Source organism: Paenibacillus sp. OAE614 (assembly GCF_040546645.1).
GTDB classification, from domain to species: domain Bacteria; phylum Bacillota; class Bacilli; order Paenibacillales; family Paenibacillaceae; genus Paenibacillus_AQ; species Paenibacillus_AQ favisporus.
In genome coordinates, this window is record NZ_JBEPOD010000001.1 from 7448653 (window position 1) to 7470785 (window position 22133).

Consider the following 22133-nt stretch of genomic DNA (forward strand, 5'->3'; position numbering starts at 1 on the left):
AATTTCTATAGCAGGAAGGAGCATGCACGCATGCAACCTATTGATATACAACAGGCAATACAACGATTGAACCCGCAGCAGCGCCAAGCCGTGGAAGCCACGGACGGCCCGCTGCTCATCATGGCCGGCGCGGGCAGTGGCAAGACTCGGGTGCTCACACACCGGATCGCTTACCTGATCGCAACCCGCAAGGCTCCGCCTTGGGGCATTCTGGCTATTACCTTTACCAACAAAGCCGCACGCGAGATGCAGGACCGGGTAGCCAAGCTGGTCGGCAATGAGGGCCGGGACATTTGGGTGTCCACGTTCCACTCAATGTGCGTCCGCATTTTGCGGAGAGATATTGAACGCATCGGATTCACCTCGAACTTTTCCATTCTGGACTCCACAGACCAGCTGTCCGTTATCCGTAACTGCATGAAGGATCTGAACCTCGACACGAAGAAATTCGAGCCGAAGGCGATCCAGTCCGTGATCAGCACAGCGAAGAACGAACTGGTGACGCCGGCGCAGTATGAACAGAAGGCGGGAGACTATTTCGAAGGCCTGGTCGCCAAGGTGTACACGATGTACCAGAAGCGGCTCAAGGCCAACAACTCGTTGGACTTTGACGATTTGATCATGGCTACGATCCAGCTGTTTAAGGAAGTGCCGGAAGTGCTGGATTTTTATCAGAAAAAGTTCCAGTACATTCATGTCGACGAATACCAGGATACGAACCGGGCGCAGTACATGCTGTGCCGGATGCTGGCCGACAGCCATCACCGGATTTGCGTCGTCGGCGACAGCGACCAGTCCATTTACCGCTGGCGTGGGGCGGACATCAGCAACATTTTGAATTTTGAAGAGGACTATCCGGAAGCGCGCACCATTCTGCTCGAACAGAACTACCGCTCCACTGCGACGATTCTGAACGCAGCGAACGAAGTCATTGGACAGAACACCGGGCGCAAACCGAAGAAGCTGTGGACCGATAAAGGCGAAGGCGCGAAGATTAAGGTGTACCGGGCGGACTCGGAGCATGACGAAGGATATTTTGTCACCTCGGAAATCAGCAAGAACGTCAATCAGGGCAAGTCGTACCAGGATCATGCCATCCTGTACCGGACGAACGCCCAGTCCCGGGTCATCGAGGAAATTTTGATCAAGTCGGACATTCCGTACCAAATCGTCGGCGGCATCAAGTTCTACGACCGCAAAGAGATCAAGGATATGCTGGCCTATCTGCGCCTGCTCTCCAATCCGGATGACGATATCAGCTTGACGCGGATCATTAACGTTCCCAAACGGAGTATCGGCGATACGACAGTGGCGAAGCTTGCAGCCGCGGCGACGGAGCGGGGAGTGTCCATCTTCCGTGTGCTGGAGTTCGTTGACGATCTCGGCTTTGCCGGACGGACCCGCAATGCGCTGGTGGAGTTCTACGATATGATTTCGGCTCTTTACCAGATGGTGGAGTATTTGTCCGTCACCGAGCTGACCGAGAAAATGCTGGAGATGACCCAGTACCGGATCGACCTGCAGCGCGAGAATACGATCGAATCCCGGTCCCGCCTGGAAAATATCGACGAGTTCCTGTCTGTTACGATGGAATTTGAGAAGAATAATGAAGATAAGTCGCTGGTGGCGTTTCTGACCGATTTGGCGCTCATCGCCGACATCGACAGTATGAACGACAACGAGGAGGACCGTGCGGATGCGGTTGTCCTGATGACGATGCACAGCGCCAAGGGGCTTGAGTTCCCGGTGGTGTTTATCATCGGCATGGAAGAAGGCGTATTCCCGCACAGCCGGGCCTTCCAGGATAATGAGGAGCTGGAGGAGGAGCGCCGGCTGGCTTACGTCGGGATTACCCGCGCGGAGCAGCAGCTGTTCCTCTCCTGCGCGCAGATGCGCACCTTGTTCGGCCGGACGACGGCCAACCCGCCTTCCCGCTTCCTGGATGAAATTCCGGAAGAGCTGAAGGAGGATACGGTCGTTGCCCGTGACCGCTACCGCCGCGGAGGCAATATTGGCGGTTCTTATGGCGGCAGAGGCTTTGGCAGCGGCGGAAGCAACTTCGGCAGAAGTGCTGCGCCATCCTCGCAGAGCGGTTCCACGGCCACTTCGGTTGGCCGGGAGAGCCGGGTGACGGTGACTACCTCCACTCCAGCCAAAATGGCAGCGGCGAGCAGTACCTCGGACCTCACCGCCCTGAAGGCGGGAGACAAGGTCTCCCACGGCAAATGGGGCATTGGGACGGTCGTTTCGGTCAAAGGCACCGGCAACGATACGGAGCTGCAGATCGCTTTTCCGGCGCCGGTTGGCGTGAAACGCCTTCTGGCCGGGTTTGCGCCGATCACCAAAGTGGAAAATTAAAATTATGAATCTATAGACGGAGGGATGACCCTGCATGGATCCGAAGTTGACCATGGAGCAGCTCGTAGCCGAGCTGAATAAGCACAATTATCAATACTACACGCTGGATGCGCCTGTCATTAGCGATAAAGAGTACGACGCTTTGTACGACCAGCTCGTTGCATTGGAGAAGGAGACCGGTATGACGCTGCCGGATTCTCCGACACAGCGTGTAGGGGGAGAGCTGCTCAAAGGATTTGTCCAGCATCGTCATCTGGCTCCGCTGTGGAGCCTGGATAAGGCCCAAAATATCGAACAGCTTGGCAGCTGGAACGCAAGGGCTGTAAGGCTGGTTCAAGACTATAACAAGAAAAACCCGGATAGCCCTCTGCCCGAGCTGAGCTACGCGGTGGAGCTGAAGTTTGATGGGCTCACGCTTAATTTGACTTATACCAACGGAAGATTGGTTCAAGCGGCTACGCGCGGAAACGGCGTGGTCGGCGAGGGCATCCTTCCGCAGATCAAGACGATTAAGTCTGTGCCTTTGAGCATTCCATATAAGGACGGTACGATCGAGGTCCAGGGCGAAGGGATTATGAACCTCTCTGTCCTTGAGGAGTACAACAAGACAGCGGCTGAGCCGCTCAAGAACGCCCGGAACGGGGCGGCGGGAGCGCTGCGCAACCTGAATCCGAAGGTGACGGCCGAGCGCCGGTTGAATGCCTATTTCTACAACGTGGGCTATTCGGATAACATCCGGTTCGACAGCCATAAGGAAATGATGGATTTTCTGCGGGAAAATCATTTTAAAGTCAATCCGTATATCACGTATTTCGATAATTTCGACGATGTGATGGAGCAGCTGGCCGAAATTCAGGAGCGCCGTTCCAGCCTGGACTATCTCATTGACGGAGCCGTTATCAAAATCGTCGACATGCGCACGCGCGAGGCGCTCGGTTATACGGACAAATTCCCTCGCTGGGCAGTAGCCTACAAATTCGAGGCGGAAGAGACGACAACCGTGCTGGAATCCGTCAGCTGGAACGTAGGCCGCACCGGTAAAGTAACTCCGCTCGCCCGGGTAGAGGCGGTGGAGCTGGCGGGTGTTACCGTTCAGAACTGTACGCTGAACAACGTGGGGGACATCGAACGCAAAAACCTGAAATATGCGCTGGGCACACGCGTGTTTATTCGCCGTTCCAACGACGTCATTCCGGAGATTTTGGGTAAGGTGACCGAAGAGAACGACGGCGGTGAAATCATTTATCCGGAGCACTGCCCGGCGTGCGGCTTCCCGCTGGAAATGCGCGGCGCCCATCTGTTCTGCAACAACAAGCTGAACTGCAGGCCGCAAATCATCGGACGGATTACGCATTTCGCCTCCCGTGACGCGATGGATATCGAGACGTTCAGTGACAAAACAGCCGGACAGCTGTACGACGAACTGAACGTGCGCGAAGCGGCAGAACTGTATGAGCTGACGTTTGAGCAGTTGGTGAAGCTGGATCGTTTTGGCGAGAAAAAGGCGATGAATCTGCTGGAGGCGATTGAGAAAAGCAAGGGAAGGGATCTCGCTTCCTTCCTGTACGCATTGGGTATTCCCAACACCGGCAAATCCACGGCCAAAATGCTGGCGGACCATTACCGGGATCTCCATGCCGTGATGAAAGCCGACATAGAGGAGTTAATCGCTCTTCCGGATGTCGGCGGCATTGTCGCCGAGAGCATCGTGAACTTCTTTGCCGATCCGTTTGTGGTGGCGGGCATCGAGAAAATGCTCTCCCTCGGCGTGCAGGCTAAGGCTCCTGAGGCACCTCAGGCGGTTAAAACCGACTCCTTCTTTAGTGGGAAAACGGTCGTATTGACCGGCACGCTGCACCAAATGACCCGCGACGAGGCGTCGGCGCAGCTGGAGGCGCTTGGGGCGAAAGTGACGGGCAGCGTCTCGGCCAAGACGGACCTGCTCATTGCCGGGGAGAAGGCCGGCAGCAAACTGGCCAAAGCGAAGCAGCTCGGCATCCAGGTGATCGAGGATGAGGACGAGTTCATCCGTCTTTTGAACGAAGAAGCGAACTAGTTATAGAACGTGACTTTAGGAACGTGACCAACAAGGTCCTGGCTCATTGAAAAATGGGTCCAGGGCTTTTTCTTTTTTCCTCATGCCAACATTGCCTGTTTTGGATCCTCTATGGAACTCGCCTGAAGGGGCTCTCTGCATGAAGCAGGATTTCTGCTCGCGGTGGAATTTTAAGGGAATGTTAAGGATTTCGCGGGTGTTTGTTAAGAATTGTCTGGTATCCTTTTGCGCATAGGTGGGTGAGTTTTCCGCTTTGCTGAGAGGAGGCCTGAGTTTTGAGAAAATGGTTAACGGTTCGGGCTGCTTATCTGTATACAGTGACGGGCAGCGCTTTGTTGAGCGGTATCGTACTCTTTTTGACATACCGTGTCTTTGCGTGGTCCTATGCGCATGTTTCGCCCGATTCATTTTTTGCCAGGCTGGCCCGTGGTTTGGTGAACTATATTGGTAGAATGCCGATTGCCGCCGTTGTTTTTTTGATCGTGTTCGCCGGTTTGTTCATGCTTCGCTCGCAAAAACTTGCGGATGATATGAAGCAGATCGTGAGAGCGGCGGGGGAGCTGGCAGATCGAGGATCCTTCCGTGAACTGAAAGTTGCCTCCGATGGTGAGTTGAAGGCATTGGCGAGTCACTTACAGGGCATTCGTAGATGGATGACAACATCTTCAGCCGATCGAATATCCACACCGACCCTCCAAAATGAAACGACTCCACTTTTGGACAACGAAGAGGTCATGGCAGTCATTTTGCGAATCAAATCTCTGCTCCGCACATTGGAGGCTGCGGACTTGGACAGTCAGCGGCCGCCAGACTTCGATATGGAATCCGTGAAGCGGGAAGCGCAAGGATTGGAGAGGCTTCTGGAAAGCCTGATGACGGCGTCATGAACAGCCTGCAGGCAAAGGTTTGGCGTAAGATGATGAGGGGGTTCTACCTCTCGTTCGATGTCGCGGTCATCGGTACGGTGATCGTACTGGCGGGTCTGTTTTATGTACATACGTACGGAGGCATCGTCGTGGGGCGTCATCCCGAGAAACTGGTATTACCGGAGTCGAGCATCCTGGTGGCCTCGGATGGGACCAAGCTTCGAAAAATACCACTGCCGGAGTCGGGCTACAGGGCCAAGGCGCACCTGGAAGATATGCCTGATTTGCTGCTGGACACTTTTTTAGCGGTGGAGGACCGGAGTTTTTACAGGCATAATGGGCTGGATTACAAAGGGATTGCGCGTGCGGTATACACCAACTCCACCCATATGCGGATTTCGGAAGGCGGCAGCACCATTACACAGCAGCTGGCCCGAAATCTGTATCTGAACCGGGATCAAACGCTGTTGCGCAAGCTGAACGAGGCTTCTATTGCTTTGTCGCTGGAGAAACGCTTGTCCAAGCGTGACATATTGGAATTGTATTTAAATGAGATTTACATGGGGGATGGACAATTCGGCATCAAATCTGCGGCGGAGCATTATTTCAGGGTGACGGATCTGAAAAAGCTCAGTGTGGCGCAAATCGCCTCCTTGGCTGCCATTCCGAAGGGACCGTCCATTTACAATCCGTTACATAAGGGCGACCTGCCCATACAACGGCGCAACGTAGTGCTTGGTATTATGAAGCGGCAAGGTCTGATTACACGTGATGTCATGATCTCTGCTATGAATACGAAATATCAGCCGCCGGCGAAGGTTAATCCTCCGATGCTGGGGGCCTCTTATATGGATGCTGCTCTCAAGGAAGCCGCGCAGCGAACAGGCAAAACGTTGGAAGAGTTGAAGACGGGTGGGTATACCATCGTAACGGGAATGAATATGGCTGCACAGGCTGCACTGGAAGATACCTTCGCCAACCCGGATTTCTTTCCGTCGGACGGAAAGGGTCAGCAGGTTGAAGCAGCGATGGTGATTATGGATCATCGGACGGGAGAGATCGTGGCGCTGACCGGAGGCAGGCATCCTGCTGCAGGCAGCTTGAACCGGGCCGTGGTTGATGCCCGGCAGCCGGGTTCCGCCTTTAAGCCGATTATCGCTTACGGCCCAGCCCTTGAGAGCGGTAGATATTCACCGGACAGCATGCTTCAGGATCGCAAGATAGCTTACGGGAGCTACAAGCCTCAGAATTTGGGTGGAGCTTATCAGGGGCAAATGACCATGAGGCAAGCGCTGCAGCAGTCTGTAAATGCTCCAGCCGTATGGCTGTTGCAGCAGGTAGGGATTACAAATGCGATACAGTTCGCGGCGAAGCTGGGCATTCCACTTACCTCTGAGGATGCTAATCTGTCCATTGCGCTTGGCGGCGTTCATTCCGGCGTCTCCCCCTTGAAAATGGCGCAGGCGTACAGCGTGTTTGCCAGCGGAGGGATTTATCGTGACGCGCATCACGTACGGCAGGTTACGGATTCAAAAGGTCGGGTGCTGTATGCCTACCGTCCGGATGAGAGCCAAGTCATCTCGCACTCGACGGCGGAAAATATGACGAGCATGCTGCGCGGCGTCGTGAACGAGGGCACAGGCATGAAAGTGAGGATGAACCGGCCGGTAGCGGGCAAAACCGGTACGACGCAGCTTGGCCTGCCCGGCGTCAGCAGCAAGGGAAACCGCGATCTTTGGTTCGTCGGCTATACGCCGGAATGGACCGGGGCTGTATGGATGGGGTTTGACAGAACGGATGCGGATAATTACATGACCGCAGGCAGCGGGAAGGCCGCCGCCTTGTTTTCGGCGGTCATGAGGAGGGCGCTTGAACGTTGATTAAAGGGCTGTAAGGAGAAAGTTATGTCCGTTTGGCGTCCGGGAGCCATGCATTCTTATCGTAACCTCGCTCTTCCCAATAGCCGACATGGTCGCCTTGAATCAGCTCGATCCGGTTTAACCATTTTACGGACTTATAAGTATACATTTGGGGAACGATCAGCCGTACCGGACCGCCGAGATCGCTTGGAATGGGCTTGCCGTCGTGCAGAACGGCCACCATAATGTCGTCCATGCGAGCCTGTTCCATCGTTATAGAGTCCGTGTAGACCCCATCGCCCGAATAAAACTTCACGGTTTGTGCCGCTGGCTGAACCCCGGCTTCATCCAACAATTTTTTAAGCGGAATGCCCTCCCAAGTGTTATGGTACACTGACCAACCGGTGACGCAGTGAAAATCGCTGACCTGAACCACACGCGGGAGGTTTACGAATTGTTCCCAGTTCCACTGCAGCCGTTTATTGACGAGCCCATCTACGGTAAAAGACCAGTTGGCATTATCGAATGAGGGAATGGGGGTTACAGTGTAGATGCGAAAATTCCCCTTAGCCCCTCCGCCGATAGGAGTGAGGGATTGCGCGGCAGGCGTGGGTGCCGGAACCAGATGGTTGGCATCCCTTTCGAGCAGCTCCTCCATGTTTTGCTGTGACGAACCGATACTGCTGCCCAGCCATTTGATAAAAGAAGGCCCGAACGCTACCGCCATACCTACCCCGATCGCTGATCGGATGAAAGCTCTGCGCGTGTAGAGCGGCTCGTTTGCAGTATTTGCTGCCGCTGGCCGGTCAGCCCCGGACTTCACCGTCCGCCGGTGAGGCTCTTTAAGCCATTGGGTACGGGTAACCGAGTGATAGATGATATAAGGCAGACCCACCCATGTGAGTAGGTCGTGAATCGTCAGAGCGGGGTTGGACCATGCCGGGCCGAATGCTCTGAACTGCCACAATACCACCCCGGAGAGAAACCAGCCGGCCAGCAGGAACAGTACGATGATGACATTCCACTTCTGCTTCGGGCGGTCCTTCAGCAGCTTCCAGTGCTTGCCCGCCAGAAAGAGGTAGTAGACGACGGGAAGGAGCAGGGCCAGGCCGACACCGATATGAAGCCATTTCAGCCAAACCCTGCCTCCGCCTAGCACCTCGCGCCAGAACCCAAGGGGAAGAATCACTCCGCTAAATGCCAGAAAGGCAACCATCCATGCGTTCCAGCGGTGAATGGCGGCCAGCTTCTTGCCGATGCCCTTGCGGATCTTGTTTAACCAATCGCTCATTTGTCAGCCTCCTTGTTAAGAAAACACAAAGTAACGGTACTGCGAGTATTGACCTTCTACTTATGATCTTTTTGATAAGCACATGGTGAAGAACCAACTACAGCAAGAACAGAATTCTAAGCCTGGCGATCAACTGTTAATGCAATATAGTTACGTCAGTGAAGAAGAGAATTGGCTAACAATAAGTGAGTAAATTTTACCACAACATAAATTTAAAAAAACTGTTGCATAATAGGCGGTATCCGTGATATATTATTTCTTGCCGCTAAACAAGGCGGTGATTCAAATCTTCTCAATGCTTGCTAAATAAGTATTGACACGGTATGAATGACATGATACAATATAATCCTGCGTTGGATTTGAAAATAATGTCGAATGCAGCGATCAAGTTCCTTGAAAACTGAACAAATGGATGATGTTTTAAACTGAGATTAAATCAATCTCGTCAGATTCAAAATGAGCTATATCAACTTTCTTGGAGAGTTTGATCCTGGCTCAGGACGAACGCTGGCGGCGTGCCTAATACATGCAAGTCGAGCGGACTTGATGGAGAGCTTGCTCTCCTGATAGTTAGCGGCGGACGGGTGAGTAACACGTAGGCAACCTGCCTGCAAGACCGGGATAACCCACGGAAACGTGAGCTAATACCGGATATCTCATTTCCTCTCCTGAGGGGATGATGAAAGACGGAGCAATCTGTCACTTGCGGATGGGCCTGCGGCGCATTAGCTAGTTGGTGAGGTAACGGCTCACCAAGGCGACGATGCGTAGCCGACCTGAGAGGGTGAACGGCCACACTGGGACTGAGACACGGCCCAGACTCCTACGGGAGGCAGCAGTAGGGAATCTTCCGCAATGGGCGAAAGCCTGACGGAGCAACGCCGCGTGAGTGATGAAGGTTTTCGGATCGTAAAGCTCTGTTGCCAGGGAAGAACGTCCGATAGAGTAACTGCTATCGGAGTGACGGTACCTGAGAAGAAAGCCCCGGCTAACTACGTGCCAGCAGCCGCGGTAATACGTAGGGGGCAAGCGTTGTCCGGAATTATTGGGCGTAAAGCGCGCGCAGGCGGTCATTTAAGTCTGGTGTTTAAGGCCAAGGCTCAACCTTGGTTCGCACTGGAAACTGGGTGACTTGAGTGCAGAAGAGGAGAGTGGAATTCCACGTGTAGCGGTGAAATGCGTAGATATGTGGAGGAACACCAGTGGCGAAGGCGACTCTCTGGGCTGTAACTGACGCTGAGGCGCGAAAGCGTGGGGAGCAAACAGGATTAGATACCCTGGTAGTCCACGCCGTAAACGATGAATGCTAGGTGTTAGGGGTTTCGATACCCTTGGTGCCGAAGTTAACACATTAAGCATTCCGCCTGGGGAGTACGGTCGCAAGACTGAAACTCAAAGGAATTGACGGGGACCCGCACAAGCAGTGGAGTATGTGGTTTAATTCGAAGCAACGCGAAGAACCTTACCAGGTCTTGACATCCCTCTGACCGGTCTAGAGATAGGCCTTTCCTTCGGGACAGAGGAGACAGGTGGTGCATGGTTGTCGTCAGCTCGTGTCGTGAGATGTTGGGTTAAGTCCCGCAACGAGCGCAACCCTTGATTTTAGTTGCCAGCACTTCGGGTGGGCACTCTAGAATGACTGCCGGTGACAAACCGGAGGAAGGCGGGGATGACGTCAAATCATCATGCCCCTTATGACCTGGGCTACACACGTACTACAATGGCCAGTACAACGGGAAGCGAAGCCGCGAGGTGGAGCCAATCCTATCAAAGCTGGTCTCAGTTCGGATTGCAGGCTGCAACTCGCCTGCATGAAGTCGGAATTGCTAGTAATCGCGGATCAGCATGCCGCGGTGAATACGTTCCCGGGTCTTGTACACACCGCCCGTCACACCACGAGAGTTTACAACACCCGAAGTCGGTGAGGTAACCGCAAGGAGCCAGCCGCCGAAGGTGGGGTAGATGATTGGGGTGAAGTCGTAACAAGGTAGCCGTATCGGAAGGTGCGGCTGGATCACCTCCTTTCTATGGAGAATCGCTTCCTGCGATGGAAGCATTCAAATAACGGTCGACGCAAGTCGCCGTACCCGCTTTGCGTAAGCAAAGCAACCTATGACATCATTCCATTTGTTCAGTTTTGATGGAATTTGAGGGGCTATAGCTCAGCTGGGAGAGCGCCTGCCTTGCAAGCAGGAGGTCAGCGGTTCGATCCCGCTTAGCTCCACCAATCATCTTTCATCGATTTGATCCTTGAAAACTAGATAACGAAACGAATCTGCGTTTTAGAAATATCCTTTTAGCTGCTTGTGTCTTCATTGTAAGACCAAGAAGTAAAAAGTAGCATGGTTAAGCTACTAAGAGCACACGGAGGATGCCTAGGCGCTAGGAGCCGATGAAGGACGTGGCGAACAACGATACTGCCTCGGGGAGCTGTAAGCAAGCTTTGATCCGGGGATGTCCGAATGGGGAAACCCGGCTGATGTAATAGTCAGTCACTCATAACTGAATACATAGGTTATGGTGAGGCATACCAGGGGAACTGAAACATCTAAGTACCCTGAGGAAGAGAAAACAAGAGTGATTCCGTCAGTAGCGGCGAGCGAACGCGGAACAGCCTAAACCGGTCAGCTTGCTGGCCGGGGTTGTGGGACGTCTCACATGGAGTTACAAAGGAACTGGTTAGGCGAAGAGGTCTGGAAAGGCCCGGCATAGAAGGTAAAAGCCCTGTAGCCGAAAGTCAGTTCCCTCCGAGACGGATCCCGAGTAGTGCGGGGCACGTGAAACCCCGTATGAATCTGGCAGGACCATCTGCTAAGGCTAAATACTCCCTAGCGACCGATAGTGAAACAGTACCGTGAGGGAAAGGTGAAAAGCACCCCGGAAGGGGAGTGAAATAGAACCTGAAACCGTGTGCTTACAAGAAGTCAGAGCCCTGTTTATGGGTGATGGCGTGCCTTTTGTAGAATGAACCGGCGAGTTACGTTCCCGTGCAAGGTTAAGGTGAGAAGCCGGAGCCGCAGCGAAAGCGAGTCTGAATAGGGCGAATGAGTACGTGGACGTAGACCCGAAACCGTGTGATCTACCCCTGTCCAGGGTGAAGGTGCGGTAACACGCACTGGAGGCCCGAACCCACGAATGTTGAAAAATTCGGGGATGAGGTGGGGGTAGCGGAGAAATTCCAATCGAACTCGGAGATAGCTGGTTCTCCCCGAAATAGCTTTAGGGCTAGCCTCGGTGAATAGAGTCGTGGAGGTAGAGCACTGATTGGGTGCGGGGCCCGCAAGGGTTACCAAGCTCAGTCAAACTCCGAATGCCATAGACTTGTAACCGGGAGTCAGACAGTGAGTGCTAAGATCCATTGTCAAAAGGGAAACAGCCCAGACCATCAGCTAAGGTCCCCAAGTGTGTGTTAAGTGGGAAAGGATGTGGAGTTGCACAGACAACCAGGATGTTGGCTTAGAAGCAGCCACCATTGAAAGAGTGCGTAATAGCTCACTGGTCGAGTGACTCTGCGCCGAAAATGTAACGGGGCTAAACACACCACCGAAGCTGTGGCTTGATGCTTTGCATCAGGGGTAGGGGAGCGTTGTATACAGCGTTGAAGGTATACCGTAAGGAGTGCTGGAGCGTATACAAGTGAGAATGCCGGTATGAGTAACGAAAAGATCAGTGAGAATCTGATCCGCCGAAAGCCCAAGGTTTCCTGAGGAAGGCTCGTCCGCTCAGGGTAAGTCGGGACCTAAGGTGAGGCCGACAGGCGTAATCGAAGGACAACAGGTTGAAATTCCTGTACCACCGTAAACCGTTATGAGTGATGGGGTGACGCAGGAGGGTAGTGACGCGAGCTGATGGATGCTCGTCCAAGCAGTGAGGCTGGTGTGTAGGCAAATCCGCACACTTTAAGGCTGGGCTGTGACGGGGAGGGAAAATTATAGTACCGAAGGTCATGATCTCACACTGCCAAGAAAAGCCTCTAACCAGGTGAAGGTGCCCGTACCGCAAACCGACACAGGTAGGCGAGAAGAGAATTCTAAGGCGCGCGGAAGAACTCTCGTTAAGGAACTCGGCAAAATGACCCCGTAACTTCGGGAGAAGGGGTGCCCCGGTAGTGTGAATAGCACGAGGGGGCCGCAGTGAAAAGGCCCAAGCGACTGTTTAGCAAAAACACAGGTCTGTGCGAAGCCGCAAGGCGAAGTATACGGGCTGACGCCTGCCCGGTGCTGGAAGGTTAAGGGGAGCGGTTAGGGAGCAATCCCGAAGCTGTGAACCGAAGCCCCAGTAAACGGCGGCCGTAACTATAACGGTCCTAAGGTAGCGAAATTCCTTGTCAGGTAAATTCTGACCCGCACGAATGGCGTAACGACTTGGGCGCTGTCTCAACGAGAGATCCGGTGAAATTTTAATACCTGTGAAGATGCAGGTTACCCGCGACAAGACGGAAAGACCCCATGGAGCTTTACTGCAGCTTGATATTGGATTTGGGTACGATCTGTACAGGATAGGTGGGAGCCTTTGAAACCTGAGCGCCAGCTTGGGTGGAGGCGCCGTTGGGATACCACCCTGATCGTATCTAGGTTCTAACCTGGTACCGTGATCCGGTATGGGGACAGTGTCAGGTGGGCAGTTTGACTGGGGCGGTCGCCTCCTAAAGAGTAACGGAGGCGCCCCAAGGTTCCCTCAGAATGGTTGGAAATCATTCGAAGAGTGCAAAGGCAGAAGGGAGCTTGACTGCGAGACCTACAAGTCGAGCAGGGACGAAAGTCGGGCTTAGTGATCCGGTGGTACCGCATGGAAGGGCCATCGCTCAACGGATAAAAGCTACCCTGGGGATAACAGGCTTATCTCCCCCAAGAGTCCACATCGACGGGGAGGTTTGGCACCTCGATGTCGGCTCATCGCATCCTGGGGCTGAAGTAGGTCCCAAGGGTTGGGCTGTTCGCCCATTAAAGCGGTACGCGAGCTGGGTTCAGAACGTCGTGAGACAGTTCGGTCCCTATCTGTCGTGGGCGTAGGAAATTTGAGAGGAGCTGTCCTTAGTACGAGAGGACCGGGATGGACGTACCGCTGGTGCACCAGTTGTTCCGCCAGGAGCATGGCTGGGTAGCTACGTACGGACGGGATAAGCGCTGAAAGCATCTAAGCGTGAAGCCCCCCTCAAGATGAGATTTCCCAGTATGTAAGACCCCTTGTAGACGACGAGGTAGATAGGTTGGAGGTGGAAGTGCAGCAATGCATGGAGCTGACCAATACTAATCGGTCGAGGGCTTATCCTAAAAGCTTTCTGAAAGAAAGCTTGCTACGGAAGCATATGCTTAGATTAATTCGCAGATTCGTTTCGTATCTAGTTTTCAGGTGATCAAACACTTGAACGTTTGGTGGCGATAGCGGAGGGGTTCCACGCGTACCCATCCCGAACACGACCGTTAAGCCCTCCAGCGCCGATGGTACTTGGACCGAAGGGTCCTGGGAGAGTAGGACGTTGCCAAGCGAAGAACCACTGTTGATAACATCGACAGTGGTTTTTTTGTTCCCCCCCGCTCCTGTTGATAAGGGGCTTTTTTCATCCACAGCCCCCAATGTTTTTGACATTCCTTCATCTTAATTATGCACAGATAACGTTTTCGACTCCCCGTTTCGCCAAAAAACCATCCACAAATACACAAAATGATCCCCATAACCCACAGATGATCGTGAATAACCACGACAAGATCCTATTCTTTATATTAGTTGTCCCCAGGTAAACAGGATAAATTGCAGGATGGATTGACTTTGCACACAGGTTTTGCCATACTCGTCTTTGAATTGAATTCAATGATTGTCAGGACGATGATGGTTTGATTGAATTCGCAGGCACATCCTTAATAGGCGAGGTGGAAGCATGGAAATCCGGAATTTACGGGAAGAAGAATTTGAGCAAAGCACTCGGCTAAGCGAATATGCTTTTCAATACAAGATGACTCCCGAGCGAAAGCAGCTGGCCAAAGAACGATTTAAACCTGAGCAGGTGTGGGGCATTTTTGACGAAGATGAGCAACTGGCTGCTAAGCTGGTGTTAATCCCGTTTACGGTATCGGTTCAAGGTGAGACTTTTCCTATGGGCGGAATTGCGAGCGTTTCCACATGGCCGGAGAACCGAAGGCAGGGTTATATTAAGCATCTGTTGACGCACGCGCTGCAGCAGATGAATGAGAACGGGCAAGTCTTTTCCATGCTGCATCCTTTTTCCTACCCGTTTTACCGGAAATACGGCTGGGAAATGTTCAGCGAGTACAAGAAATATGTCATTTCTACCGATAAATTGCCGGCAAAGGTCATCACTGAAGGCGCGATTCGGCGGGATACCAAGGACGTGGATGTTCTGGATACGGTCTATGCTGCATTTTCCAAACGTTATAATGGATTAATGGTCCGAACCCGGGAATGGTGGACCCGTTCGGTACTGGATGAAGATGGGCATACCGCGGTATATTATTCGGCATCAGGTGCGCCGGAAGGATATGTTCTTTATAAGGTGGAAAACAAGGAGTTTACCATCGATGAACTCGTTTATGTCACGGATGAGGCACGTCGTGCGCTATGGACTTATATCGCCAATCACGATTCAATGGTGACGCAGGTAATCGTCAATTTCATGCCGATAGATGACAGTCTTACATATCATTTGGCCGATCCACGTATTAACCAGGAAATTATCCCATATGGGATGGCCCGTATCGTAAATATGAAGAAACTCGTCGAAGCTTATCCTTTTACAGCCTCCGGCGAGGGGGGATCCGAGCGTCTAACTATTCAGCTGACGGATATGTATGCACCTTGGAATGAAGGCGTTTGGAGCTGGTCGTTCTCATCGGACGGAACCGCATCGGTCTCTCCCCTGGATTCATCTCAAGAACAGCAGGATGAGGTCCTTAGCTGCGACATCCAGGCACTGACCGTCATGCTGACGGGGTTCAAACGGCCGGCTGAACTATACCAATCCGGACGAATTTCAGGCAGTGCGAAGGCAGTGAGCATATTGGAAGCGCGGATCCCCGCCCGACAGACCTTGTTTATGGACTTCTTTTAATCATGGTATAATATTCCTTACTTTATAGTTCTTAAAGAGCTGGAATCCGGTCAGAATAATAGCCCTCTGCATACGTTGCAGGGGGTTATTTCGTATCGGTGCGGTATAAAAAGAAGGAGAACGTCAAAAATGAAGATACACCCTCTTGGCAAAACGTGAGAATATGTTATAATTTAGATCAAAGAAAGTCAAAGTCAACGTAAATTCAAATGTATGTTTGTTTACGGTTGAACTCACAATAGTGAATGCGCAAGGTTTAGATCAGTTATAACATATTCACCGGGTTAAGATCCAGATTCGAGCCCACGACCATTGGTTAAGTTTAGAGAAGATGGTATGGGTATGCGAACGGACTAACGAATGACCATGAAGGTCTTGACGTTTTAACGTAATGGAGGATGAACAATGCGTAATATCTCTGATATTATTGAACAATATCTGAAGGGTATTCTGCATGATAGTCCCGAAGGAATGATTGAAATTCAGCGCAACGATCTGGCTGATCAGTTCTCATGCGTTCCATCCCAGATCAACTATGTGATCAGTACACGATTCACGCTGGAAAAAGGTTATCTTGTGGAAAGCAAGCGCGGTGGCGGAGGGTATATCCGGATTCAACGGATTGAACTCCCGCAATACTCGGCGCTTCATACGCATCTCCACCAAACGATTGGGGAACGCATCGATCAGAACGTGGCCGAAGGGCTGATCTATCAGTTGGAGGAAGCACGCATCCTTAGCAAACGCGAAGCGAGCATTATGCGCGCCGCGATATCCAGAGAGTGCCTGATGATCAAGCTTCCTTACCGGGATGAGATACGTGCTCGGCTGATGAAGGCGATGCTGATTTCTTTGTTAGGCAAATAGGCTTACGGAGAAAAAGGAGGTACATCGGTATGCTTTGCCAAGAATGTGGTAAGAGACCGGCGACTCTCCATTTTACCAAGATTGTGAATGGTGAGAAGACGGAGTTTCATTTTTGCGAATCCTGTGCCCGGGAGAAAGGGGAAATGATCCCCGGAACCTCTGGCGGATTTTCTATACACAGCCTGCTGTCTGGTCTCATGGACATTGACATGGCCGGCAAAGGGGCGGCAAGCAGCGCCAAGGCTGCTCAATCGCTGAGATGTGAAGAGTGCGGGATGACGTACTCGCAGTTTAGCAAGATCGGCCGGTTCGGCTGCAGCTCCTGTTATAAGTACTTCGGCAACCGCCTGGACCCTCTGCTCAAAAGAGTTCACGGTAGTACCGTACATGTCGGCAAGCTGCCCAAGAGAGGCGGCAGCAAAATTCAAGCCAAACGGAAAATCGACGGCTTGAAGCTCGAGCTTCAGCAGCGTATTCATGAAGAGGAATTCGAAGAGGCTGCGAAGCTGCGCGACCAGATCCGTACGCTTGAGAAAGAATTGTCGGAACAGTAAAGTTCACTCGAAGGAGGAGGAATGCGTGATGCCAAATCTCCGGTTTACCGAGAAAGCGCTGAGCGATTGGATGCGCGGCCAGGCCGATGCTTCCGAAATCGTCATCAGCAGCCGGGTTCGGGTTGCGCGCAACCTGCAGCATCTTCCTTTTCCGCTATTGGCCACCCGCCAGCAGTCGGAGGAAGTGCTCAAACGTCTGACGGGTATTCCCAGTGATCACCTTCAGTCTTTTGGAACTTTTTATACCGTGGAGCTCGACCACATCGATCCGCTGGACAAAAGGGTGCTGGTAGAGAAGCATTTGATCAGCCCTAATTTGGCGAATGAATCCCAGAACGGCGCGGTGATCCTCAGTGAGGACGAATCGGTCAGCATTATGATTAACGAAGAGGACCATCTTCGCATTCAATGTCTATACCCCGGTTTTCAAATCCGCCAAGCCTGGGAGAAGGCCTCGAGCATTGACGATAAATTTGAGGAATACATCGATTACGCCTTTGACGATAAGCACGGGTACTTGACCAGCTGTCCAACCAATGTGGGCACAGGCCTGCGGGCTTCGGTCATGATGCACCTCCCGGCGCTGGTGATGACCCAGCAGATCAACCGGATTTTATCCGCCGTTTCACAAGTTGGGCTCACGGTTAGAGGAATTTACGGGGAAGGCAGCGAAGCAATAGGTAACCTGTTCCAAATTTCGAATCAGATTACCTTGGGACAGACCGAGAATGAAATCATCGACAACCTCCACAGCGTCGTGCTGCAGATTATCGAGCATGAGAAAAATGCACGCACGCGGCTTATGAACGATTCCAGACTTCGCATTACCGACCGCATCAAACGGTCCTATGGGATTTTATCCTACGCGGAAGTCATGGATTCGAAGGAGGCGGGGCAGCGTCTCTCCGACGTGCGCCTTGGGGTTGACCTCGGGATTCTCGAAGGACCGTCCATTTCGGTGATGAATGAACTGAATGTGATGACCCAGCCGGGCTTCCTGCAGAAAACCTACGGTCACGATATGAACACTGAAGAACGCGATATTTACCGGGCGAAGCTCATCCGGGAAACCCTCGGAAAGCGCTGAGCCTTTATGATATACAGCTTTACGATGAAGGACGCAAGTGGAGAAGCGATGATAAAACTCATGGAGGTGCAGGAGATATGATGTTCGGAAGATTTACGGAACGTGCGCAGAAGGTGCTCGCATTGGCACAAGAGGAAGCGGTTCGTTTAGGGCATAACAACATTGGTACGGAGCATATTTTGCTCGGACTGATCCGGGAAGGGGACGGCATAGCCGCTAAAGCTTTAATCGGACTCGGACTTGGCCTTGAAAAAATCCAGGATGAAGTGGAAACGCTCATCGGACGGGGGCAGGAACAGCCGACGAATATCGCTTATACCCCCCGCGCCAAAAAGGTAATTGAGCTGTCCATGGACGAAGCGCGCAAATTGGGTCATACGTATGTGGGCACAGAGCACATCCTGCTCGGCCTCATTCGCGAAGGCGAAGGCGTGGCCGCCCGTGTGTTGAATAATCTCGGCATCAGCCTGAATAAGGCACGCCAGCAAGTGCTGCAACTGCTGGGCAGCAGCGAGGCTGTATCCAGCCATCACGGCAACCAATCCAACGTCAGCACGCCGACGCTCGACAGCCTGGCTCGTGACTTGACTGCGATTGCCAAGGAAGGCAACCTGGATCCGGTCATCGGCCGCAGCAACGAGATCGAAAGAGTTATCCAGGTCCTCAGCCGCCGGACCAAAAACAATCCGGTGCTGATCGGTGAGCCGGGGGTTGGTAAAACCGCCATCGCCGAAGGCCTGGCGCAAAAAATAATCAACAACGAAATCCCGGAAACGCTGCGTGACAAACGCGTCATGACGCTGGACATGGGATCGGTTGTAGCCGGTACGAAATACCGCGGCGAGTTCGAGGACCGCTTGAAGAAAATCATGGATGAGATCCGCCAAGCGGGCAACATCATCCTCTTTATCGACGAGCTGCATACGCTGATCGGTGCCGGCGGCGCGGAAGGCGCTATCGACGCATCCAACATTCTGAAGCCGTCGCTTGCCCGCGGAGAGCTGCAGTGCATCGGTGCCACCACGCTGGATGAGTACCGCAAATATATCGAGAAAGACGCCGCTCTGGAGCGCCGTTTCCAACCGATCACGGTGGATCAGCCGTCTCCGGAAGAAGCGATTCAAATTCTGTTCGGCCTGCGCGACCGCTACGAAGCGCATCACCGCGTGAAAATTACGGATGAGGCGATCGTGGAAGCCGTGAAGCTGTCGGACCGCTACATTTCCGACCGGTTCCTGCCGGATAAAGCGATCGACCTGATCGACGAGGCGGGCTCTAAGGTAAGGCTTCACACGTACACCATTCCGCCGAATCTGAAGGAACTGGAAAGCCGGCTTGAAGATATCCGCAAGGAAAAAGATTCGGCCGTGCAAAGCCAGGAATTCGAGAAAGCGGCCGCCCTTCGCGATACGGAGCAGAAGATCCGCGAAGAGCTGGACGTTACAAAGAATCAATGGAAAGAGAAACAGGGCCGTACGGACTCCGAAGTGACGCCTGAGGATATCGCCCAGGTTGTGGCCAGCTGGACCGGTATTCCGGTCAGCAAGCTGAAGGAAGAAGAAACGGAACGCCTGCTGAATATGGAGACAATCCTGCACGAACGCGTTATCGGCCAGGAAGAAGCCGTCAAGGCGGTCAGCCGCGCGGTAAGACGTTCCCGTGCCGGTCTGAAGGATCCGAAACGTCCGATTGGATCGTTCATCTTCCTTGGACCTACGGGTGTAGGTAAAACCGAACTGGCCCGTGCTCTGGCCGAGGCGATGTTCGGCGACGAAAATGCGGTAGTCCGCATCGACATGTCCGAGTACATGGAGAAACACTCCACGTCCCGGCTGGTCGGAGCGCCTCCGGGATACGTCGGCTATGACGAAGGCGGCCAGCTGACCGAAAAAGTACGCCGCAAGCCGTACTCGGTCGTTCTGCTGGACGAAATCGAGAAGGCGCACCCTGAAGTGTTCAACATTCTGCTTCAAGTGCTGGAGGACGGCCGTCTGACCGACTCCAAGGGCCGCGTGGTGGACTTCCGCAACACGCTGATCATTCTGACCTCCAACGTCGGTGCGGAAGCGATCAAGCGGAACTCCACGATGGGCTTCACGGCAGCCGCTGACGCCGGGGCCGATTACAACAACATGAAGGATAAAGTGATGGGAGAGCTGAAGAAGAGCTTCCGTCCGGAATTCTTGAACCGGATCGACGAAATCATCGTCTTCCACTCGCTCGAAGAGAAGCACATCGCCGAAATCGTGACGACGATGACCGAAGAGCTGCGTAAACGCCTGCGCGAATTCGATGTCGACTTTACCCTGACGGATAAAGCCAAGGCATTCCTCGCCAAAGAAGGCTACGACCCGGCATTCGGTGCCCGTCCGCTTCGCCGGGCGATCCAGAAGCATATCGAGGACCGTCTGTCGGAAGAATTGCTCACGGGCCATGTGTCCAAGGGCGACTCGCTGATCATCGATGAAGAGAACGGCGCGTTGACGGTCAGCAAAAACGAAAATGTATCGGCCAATACACAGTCGTAAATGAGCCGGTGACCTCATAAGAAGCCTGAAACACAAGGGATTGCCCCGCCGGTTTTTATGGACCCGGCGGGTCGGTCCCTTTTCTGTTTGTTTCGCAGTGATAAATCAATGTAAAGTTTTTGGATAGACTTTACGATAAATCTTAATAAATGGTAAACTTAAAATAATGCCAAAATTCTGAGGTAACGACATAATTAGACAAATTGGCGGCAGCAAAGGAGAGAGCATGGCCAAATCGAAAACGAAATTTTACTGTACCGAGTGCGGCTATGAAGCTGCCAAGTGGTACGGAAAGTGTCCGGGCTGCCAGGCCTGGAACTCGATGGTAGAAGAAACGGAAAGCATCATCAAGACGCAGGGGATGAATTCCCCGCTTTTTCATAGTAAAGAAAAGCCGCTTTCGATCATAAATATAGAGAGCAGCCAGGAAGCTAGGGTGCTGACCGGGATCGGCGAGCTCAACCGCGTTCTGGGCGGCGGGATCGTTCCCGGATCGCTCATCCTCGTCGGGGGCGACCCCGGCATCGGCAAGTCGACCCTGCTCCTGCAAACGTCGCACGCTCTGACGCAGTCCGGCCTGCGCGTGCTGTACGTGTCCGGTGAGGAATCGGTCCGTCAGACCAAGCTCCGGGCGGATCGCCTCGGTGCCCTCTCGCCAGAACTGTACGTTCTGTGCGAGACGAATATGGATCTGATCGAAGAGGCGATCGAGAGTGTAAAGCCTCAGTTTCTGGTGATCGACTCCATCCAGACGGTCTACATTCCCGAGGTGACCAGCGCGCCGGGAAGCGTGGCGCAGGTCCGGGAATGTACGGCCCGGTTTATGCGGGTAGCCAAGGGGCTCGGCATCGCCACCGTCCTTGTAGGGCATGTTACAAAGGAAGGGGCCATCGCCGGACCGAGGCTGCTGGAGCATATGGTGGACTGTGTGCTTTATTTTGAAGGCGAGCGTCATCATACCTACCGGCTGTTAAGAGCCGTTAAGAACCGCTTTGGATCGACAAATGAGATCGGCATTTTCGAGATGAACGAGGTCGGGCTGGTCGAAGTAGGGAACCCGTCGGAGCTGTTTCTGTCCGAGCGTCCGCTGGGCGTGGCGGGATCCACGGTCGTTGCCAGCATGGAGGGCACCAGACCCGTCCTGGTCGAGCTTCAGGCCTTGATCTCTTCCACGCATTTTCCGTCACCCCGGCGTATGTGTACCGGGATCGACCATCACCGGATGGGACTGATCATTGCGGTGCTGGAGAAGCGGATGGGTATGTTCCTGCAGAATCAGGATGCGTACCTGAACGTGGCGGGGGGCGTCAAGCTGGACGAACCGGCGGTCGATCTGGCCATCGCCGTCAGCATCGCCTCCAGCTTTCGGGATATTCCGACAAAGCCGTATGACGTCATGTTCGGCGAAGTTGGCCTGACCGGTGAAGTTCGGGGCGTCTCCCGTGTGGAACAGCGCGTCCGGGAAGCGGAGAAGCTGGGGTTCAAGCGGATTATTTTACCGGAGAAAAGTTTGAAAGGATGGAGGCACCCCAAAGGTATTGAAATCATCGGAGTGAGTACCGTTGCAGATGCACTAGCGGTCGCGTTAGATTAGGGGGCAA

General features: G+C 53.2%; 11 protein-coding genes, 1 tRNA gene and 3 rRNA genes. 14 read left to right on the forward strand and 1 reads right to left on the reverse strand.

Annotation, left to right across the window (positions count from 1 at the left end; translation table 11 throughout):
- The first annotated feature begins 30 nt into the window (after positions 1-30).
- The 4 genes from pcrA to ABIE48_RS34005 all read left to right on the forward strand — a co-directional run bounded on the left by pcrA (position 31) and on the right by ABIE48_RS34005 (position 7160).
- Positions 31-2358 (forward strand): DNA helicase PcrA, encoded by a 2328-nt coding sequence (pcrA, locus tag ABIE48_RS33990; RefSeq protein ID WP_192716653.1) that lies wholly within the window; start codon positions 31-33, stop codon positions 2356-2358.
- 34 nt (positions 2359-2392) lie between these two features.
- Positions 2393-4414, forward strand: a complete 2022-nt coding sequence (gene ligA, locus ABIE48_RS33995) for an NAD-dependent DNA ligase LigA (RefSeq protein ID WP_192716652.1) — start codon at positions 2393-2395, stop codon at positions 4412-4414.
- 275 nt (positions 4415-4689) lie between these two features.
- Positions 4690-5301, forward strand: coding sequence for a hypothetical protein (locus tag ABIE48_RS34000; RefSeq protein WP_192716651.1), 612 nt, complete (start codon positions 4690-4692; stop codon positions 5299-5301).
- Positions 5298-7160: a transglycosylase domain-containing protein gene (locus ABIE48_RS34005; RefSeq protein ID WP_192716650.1), complete on the forward strand. Its 1863-nt coding sequence runs from the start codon at positions 5298-5300 to the stop codon at positions 7158-7160. The genes ABIE48_RS34000 and ABIE48_RS34005 overlap by 4 nt, the downstream gene beginning before the upstream one ends.
- 22 nt (positions 7161-7182) lie before the next feature.
- Here ABIE48_RS34005 and ABIE48_RS34010 read toward each other — a convergent pair whose 3' ends face one another.
- Entirely contained in the window at positions 7183-8430 is a 1248-nt protein-coding gene (locus ABIE48_RS34010) for a molybdopterin-dependent oxidoreductase (protein ID WP_192716649.1), read from the reverse strand.
- 472 nt (positions 8431-8902) lie between these two features.
- Here ABIE48_RS34010 and ABIE48_RS34015 point away from each other — a divergent pair.
- The 10 genes from ABIE48_RS34015 (at position 8903) to radA (ending at position 22126) form a co-directional block, all read left to right on the forward strand.
- Positions 8903-10455 (forward strand): 16S ribosomal RNA (locus ABIE48_RS34015).
- Between the two features lie 126 nt (positions 10456-10581).
- A tRNA-Ala gene (locus ABIE48_RS34020) sits at positions 10582-10657 on the forward strand.
- Between the two features lie 117 nt (positions 10658-10774).
- A 23S ribosomal RNA gene (locus ABIE48_RS34025) occupies positions 10775-13703 on the forward strand.
- 98 nt (positions 13704-13801) lie between these two features.
- Positions 13802-13918: ribosomal RNA gene (gene rrf, locus ABIE48_RS34030) — 5S ribosomal RNA — on the forward strand.
- The 16S, 23S and 5S rRNA genes sit together here with 1 tRNA gene alongside, the layout of an rRNA operon.
- Before the next feature lie 390 nt (positions 13919-14308).
- Positions 14309-15496 (forward strand): GNAT family N-acetyltransferase, encoded by a 1188-nt coding sequence (locus tag ABIE48_RS34035; RefSeq protein ID WP_192717556.1) that lies wholly within the window; start codon positions 14309-14311, stop codon positions 15494-15496.
- A gap of 405 nt (positions 15497-15901) precedes the next feature.
- Positions 15902-16363 (forward strand): CtsR family transcriptional regulator, encoded by a 462-nt coding sequence (locus tag ABIE48_RS34040; protein WP_076176703.1) that lies wholly within the window; start codon positions 15902-15904, stop codon positions 16361-16363.
- A 29-nt stretch (positions 16364-16392) separates the two neighbouring features.
- Positions 16393-16917 (forward strand): protein-arginine kinase activator protein McsA, encoded by a 525-nt coding sequence (gene mcsA, locus ABIE48_RS34045; protein ID WP_145030031.1) that lies wholly within the window; start codon positions 16393-16395, stop codon positions 16915-16917.
- 28 nt (positions 16918-16945) lie between these two features.
- Positions 16946-18004, forward strand: a complete 1059-nt coding sequence (gene mcsB / locus ABIE48_RS34050) for a protein-arginine kinase McsB (RefSeq protein WP_145165258.1) — start codon at positions 16946-16948, stop codon at positions 18002-18004.
- A gap of 77 nt (positions 18005-18081) precedes the next feature.
- Complete coding sequence (gene clpC / locus ABIE48_RS34055; protein WP_192717555.1) at positions 18082-20532, forward strand: ATP-dependent protease ATP-binding subunit ClpC; 2451 nt, start codon at positions 18082-18084, stop codon at positions 20530-20532.
- Positions 20533-20758: 226 nt separating this feature from the next.
- The gene (gene radA / locus ABIE48_RS34060; RefSeq protein ID WP_089549786.1) at positions 20759-22126 is read left to right on the forward strand and encodes a DNA repair protein RadA; all 1368 of its coding nucleotides are present in this window, start codon (positions 20759-20761) and stop codon (positions 22124-22126) included.
- The last annotated feature ends 7 nt before the right edge of the window (positions 22127-22133 follow it).

Coding starts and splice junctions, on each gene's coding strand:
- radA (WP_089549786.1), top strand. CDS start 20,759: ATGGCCAAATCGAAAACGAAATTTTACTGTACCGAGTGCGGCTATGAA.
- ABIE48_RS34035 (WP_192717556.1), top strand. CDS start 14,309: ATGGAAATCCGGAATTTACGGGAAGAAGAATTTGAGCAAAGCACTCGG.
- ABIE48_RS34005 (WP_192716650.1), top strand. CDS start 5,298: ATGAACAGCCTGCAGGCAAAGGTTTGGCGTAAGATGATGAGGGGGTTC.
- mcsB (WP_145165258.1), top strand. CDS start 16,946: ATGCCAAATCTCCGGTTTACCGAGAAAGCGCTGAGCGATTGGATGCGC.
- ABIE48_RS34010 (WP_192716649.1), bottom strand. CDS start 8,430: ATGAGCGATTGGTTAAACAAGATCCGCAAGGGCATCGGCAAGAAGCTG.
- ligA (WP_192716652.1), top strand. CDS start 2,393: ATGGATCCGAAGTTGACCATGGAGCAGCTCGTAGCCGAGCTGAATAAG.
- pcrA (WP_192716653.1), top strand. CDS start 31: ATGCAACCTATTGATATACAACAGGCAATACAACGATTGAACCCGCAG.
- ABIE48_RS34040 (WP_076176703.1), top strand. CDS start 15,902: ATGCGTAATATCTCTGATATTATTGAACAATATCTGAAGGGTATTCTG.
- clpC (WP_192717555.1), top strand. CDS start 18,082: ATGATGTTCGGAAGATTTACGGAACGTGCGCAGAAGGTGCTCGCATTG.
- mcsA (WP_145030031.1), top strand. CDS start 16,393: ATGCTTTGCCAAGAATGTGGTAAGAGACCGGCGACTCTCCATTTTACC.